This window comes from Streptomyces sp. NPDC051582 (genome assembly GCF_040681715.1).
Lineage (GTDB): Bacteria > Actinomycetota > Actinomycetes > Streptomycetales > Streptomycetaceae > Streptomyces.
Window position 1 is genome coordinate 41397 of sequence record NZ_JBFAZJ010000016.1, and the last position, 12946, is coordinate 54342.

Sequence of the window (12946 nt, forward strand, 5' to 3'; positions counted from 1 at the left end):
ACCATGCCCAGCTGGCGCACCACCCTCACGGCGGCCGGAATCACCGGCCCCCGGCTGCGCGAGGACTACACGCACGTCGCCCGCCGGGTCCTGCGCCGCGAGCCGGCCCCGTACGTGACGCTGCGCCTGCTCGCCGCGCCGCCGTTGGTGCCCTGGCTGACGGCGGGGGTGGCCTTCATGAACCTCGTCGACGACGTGGCCGAGACCGGCACCGCGCAGGAGCGCTCCGCCGGTCTGGCCGCGCTCACCGGGCAGGTGGAGACGGCCCTGGCGACGGGTGACGGCCCCGACCCGCTGATCCGCGCGTACGCCCACGCCGTCGCCACCCGCGGGCTGCCCGTGCACTGGGTCTCCCGGTTCCTGGAGGGCGCCGCCACCGCCGAGGCCGGCTTCGAGGGATTCGACACCGAAGAGGACTTCCAGGCCTACCTCGATGCCTACGCCTGGCCCGGGGTACTGGTCTTCACCGGGCTCCAGTACCGGGGCGGGCCCGACGAGGAACAGGCCGCCGGGTGGCGGCGGTTCGTGGACGCCGCCCAGCGGGTCGACTTCCTCGCGGACCTGGCCGGAGACCTCGCGGACGGCCGGCTGTGCCTGCCGCGCGCCCGCCTCGCCGAGCACTCCGTCACCCGGGCCGACCTCGAACGGGGCCGCGACACCCCGGCCGTACGCGCGCTCCTCGCCGACGAGACACGGCGCGCCCGCAAGGCCCTCGACGACACCCACGGCATCCTCGGCCTCGTCGAGCCGGGCCTGCGCCCCGTGATCGCCGCGATGACGGAGCTGATGGGACACCAACTCGCCGCCGTGGAAAGGGCCGGAGCCCGGGCGCTGCGCAAGGACGTCGGCTACGGCCTGGCCGCCCCCGTGCGCACCCTGCTGCGCGCCCGCGCGGGCCGGTCCCGGCTCCGGACGGCCGCGTGAGCACCCCGCCGCACCGCGGGCCGGGACATTTGTACTGGTGGGGTCCGTACATGCGGATCTGCCGGGGGGCCCGCTCCGGTTCATAACGTGGTGGGCATGACGAAGACGACACGGACGGCCCCCGGGACACGGACCGAGCCGCCACCGCACGAAGAGCCCGCGATCCGCTTCCGGCACGCGGCCAAGTCCTTCGGAGCCGTCCGCGCCGTCGCCGGCATCGACCTCGACGTCCGGCGCGGCGAGACGGTCGCCCTGCTCGGCCGCAACGGCGCCGGCAAGTCCACCGCCATCGGCCTGCTGCTCGGGCTCGAAGAGCCCGACGCGGGCAGCGTACGGCTCTTCGGCGAGACCCCCGACCGGGCGGTCCGGGCCGGCCGGGTCGGCGCCATGCTCCAGGAGGGACGCGCCGTACCGCGCATCACCGTGCGCGAGCTCATCGGCTTCGTGGCCCGCACCCACCCCGCTCCGATGCCCGTCGCCGAGGCGCTGGAGCTCGCCGGACTCACCGAGGTCGCCGGCCGCCGCATCGACCGGCTCTCCGGCGGACAGGCCCAGCGCGTCCGCTTCGCCGTCGCCCTCGCCGGGAACCCGGAGCTCATCGTGCTCGACGAGCCGACCGCCGCCCTCGACGTGGAGGCCCGCCGCGCCTTCTGGGAGTCCATGCGCGGCTACGCCCGGCGCGGCAACACCGTCCTCTTCTCCACCCACTACCTGGAGGAGGCCGACGCCCACGCCGACCGCATCGTGGTCGTCGACTCCGGCCGGATCGTCGCCGACGGCACCGGCGATCAGCTGCGCCGGGCCGCCGGCGGCGCACTGGTCTCCGTCGACCTGGCCGGGCGCCCCACCGAGGGCCTCGGCGAGCTGCCCGGGGTGGTCTCCGTGGAGGTACGGGGGGACCGCGCGCGGTTGCGCACGGAGGACCCGGACGCGACGGTCGTCGCCCTCGCGGGCCTCGGCGCGGTCCGGGGGATCGAGGTCACCGCCCCCTCGCTGGACGACGCGTTCCTCGCCCTCACCGACGGCCGCACCGACGCCCTCACCGGCGGCGTCACCGACAGCCGCACCGACACCATCTCCGCCGGGAGCGCCCGATGATCACCGCCTACGTCCGTCTGGAAGTCCGCCGGACCCTGCGCGACACCTCGTTCGTCGTCTTCGGCATCGGCATGCCGGTGCTGATGTACCTGCTCTTCACCAACATCGGGTCCGGCGCCGACACCGGCGACTGGAAGACGGCGTCCATGGTGGCCATGGCCGCCTACGGGGCGCTGGGCGCGGCCCTGGGGACCGGGACCGGCGTCGCCGAGGACAAGGGCATCGGCTGGCTGCGGCAGCTGCGGGTGACCCCGATGACCCCGCGCCAGGTCGTGATCGGCCGGGCCCTGACCGGCTCGGTGACCGTGCTGCCCGCCGTGGCCGCCGTGCTGGCGGCCGGCGCGTTCGTCAACGGGATCCGGCTGGAGGCCTGGCAGTGGGCCGCGGTCGCCCTCGTCCTGTGGCTCGGCGCGCTCCCCTTCACCCTGCTCGGCATCGGCAACGGCTACCGGCTGACCGCCCAGACCACCGGCGTGGTCAACGTCGGGTGCAGCCTCGCGCTCTCCATCGTCGGCGGACTCTGGTTCCCGACCGAGCTGTTCCCGCAATGGCTGCGCTCCCTGTCCGGTTTCACCCCGACCCGCCGCTTCGCCGAGATCGGCCAGTCCCTCGCCGCGGGCGCGGCCCCCGGCCCGGCCGCGGTCGCGGTGCTCGCCGTATGGGCCCTGCTGTTCGGTACGTACGCGGTGCTCTCGTACCGTCGGTCCGCGAGGACGGTGTAACGCATGGAGCGGGAAATGGGCGCGAAGATTCAGGACTGGCGCAGGAACAGGGCGGCGCGCAAGGCCGACTGGGAGGTCCGCAAAGCCGAATGGCGGGTGCGGGAGAAGCTGCGCAAGGCACGTGGCGAGGCCCCGGACCACGGGTGCGGCCCGATGGCCCCCTCCAACCCCTTCGCACTGCTGCCGTGGCTGCTGCTGGGCATGGGGGCCATCTCCAACGTCATCAAGGGGGAGACCCCCAACCCCTGGATCGGTGTTCTGGGCCTTCTGCTGTTCAACTCCCTCTACGTCACCCTGGTGTTCCGCGCCTTCGACCGGCGGGCCCGGGAGGCCGCGGGCACCCGCTGGTGCCTGGCCGCACTCGGCGCGGTCACCTGCGCCCTCGCCCTGGCGTACGGGGGCAACTGGCTGCTGTTCTTCCCGCTGTGGGGCCTGGCCACCGGAGCGGTGATCCGCGGCCGCATGCTGGGCCCGGTGATGTTCGTCGTCACCGCCCTCGCCGGGGCGGTCGCGGGACTCGACGAGGGCTGGGACACCCTCGGCATCGCCTACGGGACCCTGGTCTCCGGCATGGTCACCGCGGCCATCCTCGCCCTGTCCGAGACGGTCAAGGAACTGCGCGAGACCCGGCAGGAGCTGGCCCGGGCCGCCGTGGACCAGGAGCGGCTGCGCTTCTCCCGGGATCTGCACGACCTGCTCGGCCACACCCTGTCGGTGATCGTCGTGAAATCGGAGGCGGCCCGGCGGGTCGCCCCCCGGGACATGGACGCCGCCCTGGGCCAGATCGCCGACATCGAGGCGGTCGGCCGGCAGGCGCTCACCGAGATCCGGGAAGCCGTCACCGGCTACCGCGAGACCAGCCTCGCCGCGGAGCTGGACCGGGCCCGCGGCGCGCTGACCGCCGCCGGGATCGAGCCCGTCGTACGGCAGTCCGGGCCCCCGCTGCCCCCGCAGGCGGCGGCGCTGCTGGGCTGGGTGGTGCGCGAGGGCGCCACCAACGCCATCCGCCACAGCGGTGCGACCACGTGCGAGATCGAGGTGCGGAGCACGGGCGAACGGGTCCACCTGGTGATCACCGACAACGGGAACGGCGTAGGCTCGACCCCGCCGGGCAGTGGACTGACCGGCCTGACGGAACGGCTCGCCGCGGCGGGCGGCACCCTCGCCGGCGGCCCGGTCCCCGGCCCGGGGCGGGGGTTCCGGGTCACGGCCGAGCTCCCGGTGGAGAACGCGGAGAACGAGGAGAGTCGATGATCAAGGTCCTGCTCGCGGAGGACCAGGGCATGATGCGCGGCGCGCTGGCCCTGCTGCTCGGGCTGGAGGAGGACATCGAAGTCGTGGCGCAGGTCGGCGCCGGGGACGAGATCGTGCCCGCCGCTGTCGAGGCGCGGCCGGACGTGGCCCTGCTCGACATCGAACTCCCGGGCCGCAGCGGCCTCGACGCGGCCGCCGAGCTGCGCACGAGCCTTCCGGACTGCCGGGTGCTGATCCTGACCACCTTCGGCCGCCCCGGCTACCTGCGCCGGGCGATGGAGGCGGGGGCCGCGGGGTTCCTGGTCAAGGACGGGCCGGTGGAGGAACTGGCAGCCGCGATACGGCGGGTGCTCGCGGGGGAGACCGTGATCGACCCCGCGCTCGCCGCGGCCGCGCTCAGCGCCGGACCGAGTCCACTGACCGCGCGCGAGGCCGACGTGCTGGTCGCGGCGGTCGACGGGGCGACCGTGGCCGACATCGCGGCCAGGGTCCATCTGTCGGAGTCGACGGTACGGAACTACCTGTCCTCGGCCATCGGCAAGACGGGCACCCGCAACCGGATGGAGGCCGTCCGTGCGGCCCGCCGCCAGGGCTGGCTCTAGGGGGTGTCCGTGAAGTGGCGGCGTCCGCCCGCGGGGCGGGCCCGCGGGGTCCGGTGCGGCGAGAGCGCGTGCCGGGGGCCGCGGGGCAGGCGGGACTTTGCGGACACCCCCAGGGCCCGCTCCGGGGCGGCCCTCCGGGGCTCCTAGTAGGCGCCGTTGACGTTGTCGATCGAGCCGTAGCGGGCCGCCGCGTAGTTGCAGGCGGCCGTGATGTTGGCGACCGGGTCGTAAGAGTCCAGGGAGGTTCCGGGCACGTGGTAGGCGCGGAAGGTCGGGTCGATGACCTGGAGCAGGCCCTTGGAGGGAATGCCCGCCGCGGCGTTGGAGTCCCAGTTGTTGATGGCCATCGGGTTGCCCGAGGACTCCCGCATCACATTGCGGTGAATTCCGTTGTAGCTGCCGGGGATTCCGTGCCGGGCCATGACGTCCAGCGACTGCCGGATCCAGCCGTCGAGGTTGTTCGCGTACGTGGTGGCGGTCGTGACCGCCGCGGCCGCCTTCACTCCCGTCGCCTTCGCGGCGGCAGCCTTCGCCGCCGCGCCGATGCTCAGCTTGAGCCCGGGACGGATGATCGCGGGATTGGACCCGATGGCGTTCCGGTTGGCCTCGTACAGGGCCTGCCAGCCGCCGCTCACGGCGTGCTCGACGGCGATCTTCGAAAGGGTGTCGCCCACGGTCACGGAATAGGTCAGCGGGAGCGCCGCCTTTTCCACCGCCGGCTTGACGGCGGGCAGCGCGACGGTCTTGGCGACGGGTGCCGCGGCCGGCTGGGTGACGGCCGCTCCGGCCGTGGTCGCGCTGATCAGCGGCAGGGCGAGGGCGGCGCCGCCGGTGCCGGCGAAGGCCAGCTTGCGGGTGATCGGGCGCTGCTTGGGCCGACGGTGCTTACCGAGTCCGGGCATGGCGGAATTCCTCACGTGGGGGTGCGGGGGATCCCTGGCGGCCGCCGGTTTCGGCGGCTGCCCGCTGGGAATGACGTGAAGGTAAGCGAGTCCGCCGGGCGGGAACAAGGCTCGAATTCCCCCGGGTGATCGACTTGCCGGTTTCGGGGTCGGAGACGACCTTGGGGGCGCCTTCCGGGAATGCCGAAATTCCTTTCCGGTAAAAGGGAATCGCTCGTTCCGGATTAATGATGTTGCTCCTATTCGAGTGACCCACATCACGGGTTCCGGAACCCTTTCCGGGAAACGGACAAGTCGCCCGTTCCCCCGCCCGATTCGGGCATCTCGCCCGTTGTTTGCGAACCGCCCACGGGGGGTGGTTCCGGCACATCCGCCGCGGCGACGGGGGCTACCCGACCTCCGCCAGCCGTTCCAGCGCCGCCGACACCGCCGCCGCGCCCGCCGGCAGCAGCGGCAGCCGTACGTCCGGCGTCGGGATCCGGCCCCGGGCGTGCAGCACGCCCTTGACCACCGCCGGATTCGGTTCGGCGAAGAGCGCCGCCGAGAGCCGGGCCAGGCCGTGGCCCAGGGCCCGCGCCCGCGGTACGTCCCCGTCCCGCCAGGCCGCCGCCAGATCCGCGTACCGCGCCGTCGCCAGGTGCGCCGAGGCCAGGACCCCGCCCGTCGCACCGAGCGCCAGCAGCGCGGACACGTACAGGTCGTCGCCCGCCAGCACCGCGAACCCCTGCGGCAGGTCGCCGAGCAGCGCCACCGCCTCCTCGCCGACCCCGCCGCCCGCGTACTTCATCCCGGCCACCCCCGGCAGCGCCCCGAGCGCCCGCAGGGTGGGCGCGTCCAGGGGCTGACCGGTCCGGTACGGGATGTGGTAGACGACCAGCGGTACGGGGCTCGCCTCGGCCAGCCGCGCGAAGTGCGCCAGCACCCCCGCGGCCCCGGGCCGGACGAACGCGGGCGGGGTCACCAGCGCCGCCCGCACCTCGGGCCACCGCGCCAGCCGGCCCAGCGCCTCTCCGGCGGCCCGGGTGCCGCTCGCCCCGGCGCCCACGGTCAGCATCGCCCCCCGCTCCCGGCAGACCCGGGCGCAAACGCCGGTGACGAGGTCGCGCTCCGCCTCGTCGAGGGCGGCGGCCTCACCGGTGGTGCCGAGGGCGACGATCCCGGTGGCGCCCTCGTCGAGCACCTGGTGGGCGAGCGCCTCCAGGGCGTCGGCACAGACGTCCCCGGCGCCGGTGAAGGGGGTGACGAGCGGTACGTGAATCCCGTGGAGGGAGAGGTCCTGTGCCATGTCACCGAGCTTCATCCGCCCCGAGCATCAAATCCAGTTCGCGTTTCTTACCCAACCCGTAAGCTGAGCCGATGCTCGACGTACGACGTCTGCGCCTGCTGCGCGAACTCGCCCGCCGCGGAACCATCGCCGCCGTGGCCGAGGCCCTCGCCTTCAGCCCTTCGGCGGTGTCCCAGCAACTCTCCGTCCTCGAACGCGAGGCGGGCCTGCCGCTCCTCGAACGCACCGGCCGCCGCGTCCGGCTCACCCCCGCCGGGCAGAACCTGGTCCGGCACGCCGAAGCCGTGCTGGAGCGGCTGGAGGAGGCCGCCGCCGATCTCGCCGACGCGCGCAGCGGCCTGGCCGGGGTCCTGCGCATCGGGGCCTTCCCCACCGCCACCCGGGCCATCGTCCCCGCCGCCCTGGTGTCCTTGGCCCGGCGCCATCCGGGGCTGGAGCCGATGGTTTCGGAGACCGACCCGGCGGCGGTCGCGCACGCACTGCGCGCCGGGGACCTGGACGTGGCCCTGGTCCACGAGTACGACTTCGTCCCCGCGCCGCAGGAGCCGGGGCTCGCCACACGGCCCCTGTACCGCGAGTCGATGTACCTGGCCGCCGCCGCGCCCGTCGCCGTTCCCGCGCCCGTCGCCCCCGCGCCGGTGACCGCTCCCGCGCGGGCCCCCGACCCGGGCCCCGACCAGGGCGCGGTCCTGCGGGCGTACGCCGCCGCCCCCTGGATCACCGCCACCCACGGCACCCTGTGTCACGCGATGGCCGTCCGGGCCTGCCAGGCCGCCGGGTTCACCCCGCGGATCCGTCACCGGGTCGACGAGTTCCCCGCCGTGCTCGCCCTGGTGGCGGCCGGTCAGGGCGTCGCCGTCGTCCCGCACCTCGGGGTCACGGGCGGCCCCGCCGATCCGGCCGTCTCCCTCACCCGGCTCCTCATGGAGCGCCGCACCATGGTCGCGTTCCGCAGCGGCGCCGCCGCCCACCCGGCCGTGGCCGCGTTCGCAGCGGCACTTCGCGCCGCCGTACCGCCGGAACTCGCCACCGCGAGTTCCACGGAGTGACACGGCTCCCTTCCACCGCCGCGTCCGTGTACGTTCGTTGATCCAGACAGAACCGACCAGAGCGGGGTACGACGTGACGCATCGCGTACGAGGGGTCATCGCCCGGAGCAAGGGCGCACCGGTGGAGACGACGACGATCCTCGTGCCCGACCCGGGACCCGGCGAGGCCCTGGTCAAGGTCCAGGCCTGCGGGGTCTGCCACACCGACCTGCACTACCGCGAGGGCGGCATCAACGACGAGTTCCCCTTCCTGCTCGGCCACGAGGCCGCCGGAATCGTCGAATCCGTCGGCCCTGACGTCACCTCCGTCGCGCCCGGCGATTTCGTCGTCCTCAACTGGCGCGCCGTGTGCGGCACCTGCCGGGCCTGCAAGCGCGGCCGCCCCTGGTACTGCTTCGACACGCACAACGCGACGCAGCCGATGACCCTGGAGGACGGCACCCCGCTCTCCCCGGCGCTCGGCATCGGCGCGTTCGCCGAGAAGACGCTGGTCGCGGCCGGCCAGTGCACCAAGGTCGACCCGGCGGCCTCCCCGGCCGCCGCCGGACTCCTCGGCTGCGGGGTGATGGCCGGCCTCGGCGCCGCGCTGAACACCGGCAACGTCGGACGCGGCGACTCCGTCGCGGTCATCGGCTGCGGTGGCGTGGGCAACGCGGCCGTGGCCGGCGCCCGCCTGGCCGGGGCGGGGCGGATCATCGCCGTAGACCTCGACGACCGGAAGCTGGAGTGGGCGAGGGGCCTCGGGGCCACCCACACCGTCAACGGCCGTACGGAGGACGTGGTCAAGGCCGTCCAGGCCCTCACCGGCGGAAACGGCGCCGACGTGGTCATCGACGCCGTGGGCCGTCCCGAGACCTACCAGCAGGCCTTCTACGCCCGCGACCTCGCCGGCACCGTGGTCCTGGTCGGCGTGCCGACCCCCGAGATGAAGCTCGAACTCCCGCTGCTCGACGTCTTCGGCCGCGGCGGCGCCCTCAAGTCCTCCTGGTACGGGGACTGCCTGCCCGAGCGGGACTTCCCCCTCCTCATCGACCTCTATCTCCAGGGCCGCCTCGACCTGGACGCCTTCGTCTCCGAGACCATCCCCCTGGACGCCGTGGAAGAGGCCTTCACCCGCATGCACCGCGGGGAGGTCCTCCGCTCGGTGGTCGAGTTCTAGCCGTACCTCCGCCATCCGGCCCCCGCCCGCCGCAGCCGCAGGCGGGGGCCGGTGTGCGCGGCGGGCCGGTACTAGACTCGGCCGGGCCGCCGATCCCGTGCCACCGGTCGCGATCCGACCGGGGCCGCCGCACTCCCAGGGGCCGTTCGTGACCATCGACCGCAGCTACCGTCAGCCCGGTGTCGTCCTCACCGACCACCGCTTCAGCGTCCCGCTCGACCACGCGCGCCCGGACGGGGAGCGCATCGAGCTGTACGCCCGCGAGGCCGTCGCCACCGGCAAGGATCCGCGGACCCTGCCCTGGCTGCTGTACCTGGAGGGCGGTCCCGGCTTCGGCGCGCGCCGCTTCACCGGCCGGCAGGCCTGGCTGGAGCGGGCCCTCACCGAGTACCGCGTCCTCCTGCTCGACCAGCGCGGCACGGGCAGCTCCACCCCGGCGAACCGTCAGACCCTGCCCCTGCGCGGCACGCCCGCGCAGCAGGCCGAATACCTCGCCCACTTCCGCGCGGACTCCATCGTGCGCGACGCCGAGGCCATCCGCCCCGGCCTGACCGGCGGCGCCCCCTGGACCGTGCTCGGGCAGAGCTTCGGCGGCTTCTGCACCACCCACTACCTCTCCACCGCCCCCGAAGGCCTGACCGCCGCCCTGATCACCGGCGGTCTGCCCGCCCTGACCGCCACCGCCGACGAGGTGTACGAGGCCGCCTACCCCCGCATGGAACGCAAGAACCTGGCCCACTACGCCCGCTACCCGATGGACGTCGAGCGGGCCCGGCGCATCGCCGCCCACCTCGTGGAGCGCCCGGCCGGCCTCCCCGGTGGCCACCGCCTCACCGCCCCGGCCTTCCAGTCCCTCGGCATCCTGCTCGGCACCGGCGACGGCAGCCACCGACTGCACCACCTGCTGGAGGACGCCTTCGTGCCGACCCCGGCGGGCCCGGCCCTCTGCGACGCCTTCCTGGAACAGGTGCAGGGGCTGCTCTCCTTCGCCGCGCACCCCTTGTACGCCCTGCTCCACGAGGCCATCTACGCCCAGGACCCGGCCACGCCCACCGCGTGGGCGGCCGAGCGGGTCCGCGCGGGCCACCCCGCCTTCGACGCCGCGAAGGCCCTCGCGGGCGACGCGCCCGTGCTGTTCACCGGCGAGACCGTCCACCCGTGGCAGTTCGCCTCGGACCCGGCGCTGGCCCCGCTGCGCGAGACAGCCGAGCTGCTGGCCGCCCGTACCGGCTGGACACCCCTGTACGACCCGGCCCGGCTCGCCGCCAACACGGTCCCGGTGGCCGCCGCGGTCTACCACGACGACCTGTACGTGGACACCGCTCACTCGCTGGAGACGGCCGCGCGGATCCGGGGCCTGCGCACCTGGGTGACGGACGAGTTCGAACACGACGGGGTCCGCGCCGGCGGCACCCGCGTCCTGGACCGCCTGCTGGCCCTCGTACGCGACGAGGTCTAGGACTCGGCCCGCGGAACGCGGGCGTCCGGTGCCGGGCGTCTATGGTGCGGGCATGACCGAACAACTGGATCAGCCCGCGCCCTTGGAGCCGATGCCCGCCGACTGGCAGCGCGCCCTCGCGGTGGTCGCCCACCCCGACGATCTGGAGTACGGCGGAGCCGGGGCGATCGCCCACTGGACGGACGGCGGCCGTGAGGTCGTCTACCTCCTGGCCACCCGCGGCGAGGCCGGCATCGACACGATCCCGCCCGAGGAGTGCGCCCCGCTGCGTGAGGCCGAGCAGCGCGCGAGCGCCGCGGTCGTCGGGGTCTCCGCGGTGGAGTTCCTCGACTACCGCGACGGCGTCGTGGAGTACGGCCTGGACCTGCGCCGGGACATCGCGGCCGCCATTCGCCGGCACCGCCCCGAACTGCTCATCACCCTCAACCACCGCGACACCTGGGGCGGCCAGGGCGGCGGGGGCAACTGGAACACCCCCGACCACAAGGCCGTGGGCCGGGCCGCCCTGGACGCCGCCGCCGACGCCGGCAACCGGTGGATCTTCCCCGAGCTCATCTCCGAGCAGGGCCTTGAGCCCTGGAACGGGGTGCGCTGGGTCGCGGTGGCCGGGTCCTCGACGCCCACGCACGCGGTGGACGCCGGTCCCGGACTGGAGCGTTCGATCAAATCGCTGATGGAGCACAAGGCGTACATCGAGGTCCTCACCGACCAGGACCCCGAGGAGTACGTGCGCGGCTTCCTCACCGGCTACGCCCAGCAGGCGGCGCCGCGGTTCGGCGGCCGCCCGGCGGTGACCTTCGAGGTCTTCTCCCGCTGAGCCCGACCCCCTATTCTGACGGATCGTCAGAAGGAGGGGTTTCGTGATCGACACCATCGGCACCGAGGTCGCGGAGGGTGAGGAGCGCATCCGGCTCGACACCGAGGACGGCATCGCGGTCCTCACCCTCTGCCGCCCCGACCGGCTCAACGGCTGGAGCTGGGAGTCCACGCGCCAGCTGGGCCTGCTCGCGGACCGGATCCGCTTCGATCCGGGGGTACGGGTGGTGCTGCTGCGGGCCGAGGGCCGCGCCTTCTGCGCGGGCATCGACGTGAAGGCCCCCGGCGGCGCCATCACGGGCGCCACGACCGCCGAGCGGACCCGCAACTACTACGAGGGCATCCGCTGGGTGCACGAGCGCTTCGCCGTGCTCTCGCGTCTGCCGCAGCCGGTGGTGGCCGCCGTACAGGGCCACTGCCTCGGCTTCGGCTTCGAACTGGCCCTGATGGCCGACTTCCGCGTCGCCGCCGAGGACGCCGTCTTCGCCCTGCCCGAGGCGCAGCTGGGCGTGGCGGTGGACGCGGGCGGCGATCTGCGGATCGCCCGCGAGGCGGGCGCGGGGTGGGCCAAGTTCCTGGCGCTGACCGGGCGCCGCATCGACGCGGAGACGGCGCACCGGCTGAACCTGGTCCAACTGCTCGTCCCCCCGGCCGAACTGGAGGGTTCGGCCCGCGCGGTGGCGGCGGAGATCGCGGCCAACGCCCCGCTCGCCGTGCAGGGCATCAAGCGCGCGATCGACGCCTACGCGGACGCCGCCCTCGCCCCCGCCCTCGACCGCGTGGCGATGACGGCGGCCATGACCCTCACCTCCGAGGACTGCCGCGAGGGCTACGGCGCCAAGGCGGCCCGCCGCCCGCCGCACTTCACCGGAGGCTGAACACCGGCCGGGTCGAGAACTCCTCGCCCATCCCCGCGCCGTCCGGCCCGTACACGAACTCCGCCATGGACGGGTTGCGGTTGGCGGTGGCCAGCGGCAGCCACGCCAGGAGGGCGCCGTATCCGCCGCAGACGGCCTCGCCGCCGTCGCCGCCGTGCACCGCCGTCCGGTCGCCGCTCAGCTCCGTGGCGTAGCTGTCGTACGCGATGTGCAGCCCGAAGGCGTTCGGTTCGTGCCGCACGCCACCGCCGCCCCCGTACGAGGGCTCGTCCAGCGGGCACTCGTTCCCCCAGCGGAACAGGGTGGCCGCCCCGGCCCCGCAGGCGTGCTCCCACTCGTCGGCGCTCGGCATCCGCAGCCCGCGCGCCGCGAGCACGTCCGCCATCGCGTCCGGGCACTCGGTCAGCGTCTCGTCCCGCACCGCCATGAGCACGGTGGGCGCCGTCGCGGTGCGCACCGGGCTGAGCACCTCGGCGAGATAGTCCTTCAGGGGGAGTTCGTAGCCGTACCCCTCCGCCCGGCTCTCCTCGTGGTCGGCGATCTGCGCGGCGGTCGGCTCCCAGGCGTCCAGGTCGAACCCGAGCCGTACCCGTCCGCCGGGTACGAGGGCGAATTCCTGCCCCTCGCGCTCGATGCGGACGCGGTGCAGCGGCGCGCCGAGGTGGTCGACGGTGTCGAGCAGCACCACGCGGCCGCCCGCCTGATCGGCGGCCTCGCGGGCCAGGCGCCCGGCGGCGGCCCGGTCGAGCGAACGCCAGTGGTCCAGGGTCAGTTCGGCGAGAGACATGCGGCGATCTT

13 protein-coding genes are annotated in these 12946 nt (G+C 74.3%); 10 read left to right on the plus strand and 3 right to left on the minus strand.

Features of this window, described 5'->3' with window-relative positions; genetic code table 11:
* The first annotated feature begins 3 nt into the window (after nt 1-3).
* From AB0M92_RS21485 to AB0M92_RS21505, 5 genes are all read left to right on the plus strand, one after another.
* A complete protein-coding gene (locus AB0M92_RS21485) occupies nt 4-924 on the plus strand; it encodes a squalene/phytoene synthase family protein (protein WP_366103847.1) in 921 nt (306 codons plus the stop codon).
* Nucleotides 925-1020: 96 nt separating this feature from the next.
* Nucleotides 1021-2022 (plus strand): ABC transporter ATP-binding protein, encoded by a 1002-nt coding sequence (locus AB0M92_RS21490; RefSeq protein WP_366103848.1) that lies wholly within the window; start codon nt 1021-1023, stop codon nt 2020-2022.
* Nucleotides 2022-2744 carry an ABC transporter permease gene (locus AB0M92_RS21495; protein WP_366103967.1) on the plus strand — a complete coding sequence of 241 codons (723 nt, stop codon included), beginning with the start codon at nt 2022-2024 and terminating at the stop codon, nt 2742-2744. Before AB0M92_RS21490 ends, AB0M92_RS21495 begins: the two co-directional genes overlap by 1 nt.
* Before the next feature lie 15 nt (nt 2745-2759).
* Nucleotides 2760-3998 carry a histidine kinase gene (locus AB0M92_RS21500; protein WP_366103849.1) on the plus strand — a complete coding sequence of 413 codons (1239 nt, stop codon included), beginning with the start codon at nt 2760-2762 and terminating at the stop codon, nt 3996-3998.
* A complete protein-coding gene (locus tag AB0M92_RS21505; RefSeq protein ID WP_366103850.1) occupies nt 3995-4600 on the plus strand; it encodes a response regulator transcription factor in 606 nt (201 codons plus the stop codon). The genes AB0M92_RS21500 and AB0M92_RS21505 overlap by 4 nt, the downstream gene beginning before the upstream one ends.
* A gap of 143 nt (nt 4601-4743) precedes the next feature.
* On the opposite strand, the gene AB0M92_RS21510 is transcribed toward AB0M92_RS21505, so the two are convergent.
* Nucleotides 4744-5502, minus strand: a complete 759-nt coding sequence (locus AB0M92_RS21510) for a transglycosylase SLT domain-containing protein (RefSeq protein ID WP_366103851.1) — start codon at nt 5500-5502, stop codon at nt 4744-4746.
* Nucleotides 5503-5890: 388 nt separating this feature from the next.
* On the minus strand, nt 5891-6787 hold the full coding sequence (locus AB0M92_RS21515) for a dihydrodipicolinate synthase family protein (protein ID WP_366103852.1): 897 nt from the start codon (nt 6785-6787) through the stop codon (nt 5891-5893).
* A 71-nt stretch (nt 6788-6858) separates the two neighbouring features.
* Between AB0M92_RS21515 and AB0M92_RS21520 the strand changes: the two genes are divergently transcribed.
* From AB0M92_RS21520 to AB0M92_RS21540, 5 genes are all read left to right on the plus strand, one after another.
* A complete protein-coding gene (locus AB0M92_RS21520; protein ID WP_366103853.1) occupies nt 6859-7836 on the plus strand; it encodes a LysR substrate-binding domain-containing protein in 978 nt (325 codons plus the stop codon).
* A gap of 73 nt (nt 7837-7909) precedes the next feature.
* Nucleotides 7910-8995, plus strand: a complete 1086-nt coding sequence (locus AB0M92_RS21525) for an S-(hydroxymethyl)mycothiol dehydrogenase (protein ID WP_366103854.1) — start codon at nt 7910-7912, stop codon at nt 8993-8995.
* Between the two features lie 154 nt (nt 8996-9149).
* The gene (locus tag AB0M92_RS21530) at nt 9150-10454 is read left to right on the plus strand and encodes an alpha/beta fold hydrolase (protein WP_366103968.1); all 1305 of its coding nucleotides are present in this window, start codon (nt 9150-9152) and stop codon (nt 10452-10454) included.
* Nucleotides 10455-10506: 52 nt separating this feature from the next.
* Nucleotides 10507-11271 (plus strand): PIG-L family deacetylase, encoded by a 765-nt coding sequence (locus AB0M92_RS21535; protein WP_366103855.1) that lies wholly within the window; start codon nt 10507-10509, stop codon nt 11269-11271.
* Between the two features lie 43 nt (nt 11272-11314).
* The gene (locus AB0M92_RS21540) at nt 11315-12148 is read left to right on the plus strand and encodes an enoyl-CoA hydratase/isomerase family protein (protein WP_366103856.1); all 834 of its coding nucleotides are present in this window, start codon (nt 11315-11317) and stop codon (nt 12146-12148) included.
* Here AB0M92_RS21540 and AB0M92_RS21545 read toward each other — a convergent pair.
* Nucleotides 12135-12935: a hypothetical protein gene (locus AB0M92_RS21545; RefSeq protein ID WP_366103857.1), complete on the minus strand. Its 801-nt coding sequence runs from the start codon at nt 12933-12935 to the stop codon at nt 12135-12137. The two genes, AB0M92_RS21540 and AB0M92_RS21545, sit on opposite strands and share 14 nt — an antisense overlap.
* Between the last annotated feature and the right edge of the window lie 11 nt (nt 12936-12946).